Source organism: Streptomyces sp. NPDC051133 (assembly GCF_040682635.1).
Classification (GTDB): domain Bacteria; phylum Actinomycetota; class Actinomycetes; order Streptomycetales; family Streptomycetaceae; genus Streptomyces.
On sequence record NZ_JBFBBK010000168.1, the window covers coordinates 1 to 2719 of the forward strand.

Here is a 2719-nt window from a genome sequence, read left to right on the forward strand (position 1 = left end):
GGACGCGGACGTCGCGGCGGCGGTCACCACCGACTTCCTGAAGCGTCCCCAGGTCGCGGCCAAAGTGTCGGCGGAGGACAAGGTCCGCCCTCCCAGATCATCCAGCCCTTGCAGGCCTGAGCGGTTGAAGCGATGAAGCCAGCACCGGACCGTCTTCTGGCTGCAGTCCAGTTCCGCGGCGCCGGCACCCACAGCCCCGCCCAGCTCAGCTCGATCATCCGGGCCCGCATCGCTGCATCTCACAAAACCTTCCGTGCCCGCGACAATCGACGAATGACGGCCGGTTCGTCCTCGTCACGCCCCGGTCGTGCCCATAACACCATCGTCCAGCACCCGTCCCCGAGCACCGTCAACTACCCCGCCATCAGGACATATACCCAGCCAAAGAGGAATCCAGCACTACCAACCGTCTCCACGCCGTCCTGCGTGACCTACTGCCCGGCGGCGCCCTCACCGGACTATCGGCTGGGAAGGCCGCCACCTTGATGAAGGGCATACGGCCGGCCACCGCGACGGACAACTGCCGCCGCGACATCGACCGCGACCTGCTGGCTGACCTGCCTCGGCTCGACCGCCAGGCCATGGACAATGAGGCCCAGATGCGCGGCGCTCTCGCCGCCTCCCGGACCAGCCTCACGTCGCTGCCCGGCCTGGGAACGTGCTGGCCGCGAAGATGCTGGCCACATCGGCGGCATCAGCCGCTTCCCGACCGAGCATCACTTCGGTGTGCATCTATGTCTCTCAGGTCGGTGCGGGCAAGTCTTCGGGTTGCTTGCCATCCGCAATCCTGGCCAAGACGCGTGCTCAGGCCAACGGTTTGCCTTGGCGTCCTCCCGCCTGGCAAGTTGTCGCCAGGAGGAGATGAGAAATGCAGAAGTTCCCGGACCTGAGCGAGACGGACATGGCCGTTTACCAGGTTCACGTAACCACGCCGTCGCTATCCGCTTGCCAGATATCGGAGTTGCTGGGTCTCCCGGTCGAACGCGTAGAAGAAGCAAAAGAGATGCTCAGGACGGCCCAACTCCTGCAACCCGCCTTGGGAGATGGGTGGGTGGCGGTCAGCCCGGACACCGCAGCCGACATCTTGCTGGCTGATGCAGAACAAGCCATGCTCGACCAGAATTCCCAGATCGCGGCAGTCCGCGCACGCCTGGGTACATGGACTGTGGCCTACCTGGAGGCCAGGAGCATGCGGTCCGTCAAGGACCGCATCGAGGTCATCGAAGGCATCGACGGGATCCGTGCGGTAATAGACGACCTCGCAAGAACCTGCGAGAAGAGCATCGACGCCATGGTTCCTGGAGGAGGCCAGAGCGTACGCGCCATCAAGGCAGCGATCCCGCTCGACCTAGCAACGCTGGAGCGAGGCGTAGCGATCCGCACCCTCTTCCAGCACGCCGCCCGCAACCACCGCGCCACTACTCAGTACGCCGAAACGATCTGCGCAGGCGGAGCACAGGTCAGAAGCACCAGTCTGCTCCCGTCACGCATGCTGATCTACGACGATGCCGCGGCGGTCATCCCCCTGGACCAGGAGAACACTGCCGCCGGTGCTGTCGTGATCCGTGATCCTGCGGTCCTGCGTTTACTCAGCCACCTCTTCACTTCCCATTGGGAACGTGCCATCGACTTCGCTGCCTACGACCGGCAGGAAGACAACAAGCCGACCGACCTCGAACTTGCCGTGCTCCGGCTCATGGCAGCAGGAAAGAAGGACGAAGCCATCGCTCGGCAGATCGGCCTGTCGGGACGGTCAACCAGTCGCGTGATCGCCGGCATCATGGAGCGGCTTGAGGCCACCAACCGCTTCCAAGCCGGAGTGCGAGCCACGCTGAAGGGCTGGCTTCCCTAAAGACGCGTGTGCCCCGCCGACCTACGCCTTGCCTCGACACGACAGGCATCCTGCGGGCTGGCACTGCTTGCCCGCCGAAGCAGTGGTACCGCCCGAGACACCAAGACCAAAGAGGTCATTCCGAGTCTGTGGGTCGTGCTTGAGACGAGAAGCTGGGGGTACTGGGTGAGGTACTGCGACGATTTCGTGGTCCTCTCGCCGACCAACAATGGGCCGAACGGGCCCAGCAGTTGGCAGCGAGGTGCTGGAACGGCTCGGGATGTGACTGCATCCCGAGAAGTCCTGGATCACCTGTTTCACCTGGGGTGGGCAGCGCTTCGACTCCCTCGGCTTCCACCACCGGAAAGTCGAATCATGGAAATGGCGAGGCAGGTTCCACCTGCAACGCTGGCCCTCAGCCCGAGCGATGATGGTGCGGCGGGACAAGGTCCGTGCAGCCACCTCCCGCTCGAAGACCGAATAGGGTGACAGCCGTGGTCGTCGCCCCCGGCCCCCTACTTTGGGGGCGGTCGGTGTACTTCCGTAATGGGCACTCTGGGGCGAAAGTTCGGCGCGGTCGACGGCTGCGTCCACGAACGGTTGGCGATCTTCGCCGGCCGGAGACACAGACTTCGGGGCCGGAACTGGACCACCCGATTCATTTATGGATGAGCCACCCGGCTCGGGGTCTCCCACCTGACCGGAAGCGTGCACGGGGCGACGGCGCATGCCAGTCGGTGAACGATGCCGGAAAGCCGCGTGCGGGAGCATCGCACGCACGGTTCGAAGCGGCGGGGGCTGGAAACGGAGCGGAAGCCACCGCGCCAGTCCCCGACCTGCCTACGCTAGGGAGCGGAAGTTAACCCTGTTCGTTGGGGACCGCCAGGC

1 protein-coding gene and 2 pseudogenes are annotated in these 2719 nt (G+C 64.7%); 2 read left to right on the forward strand and 1 reads right to left on the reverse strand.

What is annotated here, in order from left to right:
- Positions 1-88, forward strand: a pseudogene (locus AB0N17_RS45930) (DUF6192 family protein); the annotation flags it as partial.
- Positions 89-138: 50 nt separating this feature from the next.
- Here the strand turns inward: AB0N17_RS45930 and AB0N17_RS45935 are convergent.
- A pseudogene (locus tag AB0N17_RS45935) lies at positions 139-243 on the reverse strand (hypothetical protein); the annotation flags it as partial.
- Positions 244-868: 625 nt separating this feature from the next.
- On the opposite strand from AB0N17_RS45935, the gene AB0N17_RS45940 reads away from it, so the two are divergent.
- Positions 869-1852, forward strand: a complete 984-nt coding sequence (locus AB0N17_RS45940) for a helix-turn-helix transcriptional regulator (RefSeq protein ID WP_366017626.1) — start codon at positions 869-871, stop codon at positions 1850-1852.
- Positions 1853-2719 lie beyond the last annotated feature (867 nt).

What these genes read in the sequence shown, in the direction of transcription:
- AB0N17_RS45940 (WP_366017626.1), top strand. Translation starts at nt 869, where the DNA reads ATGCAGAAGTTCCCGGACCTGAGCGAGACGGACATGGCCGTTTACCAG.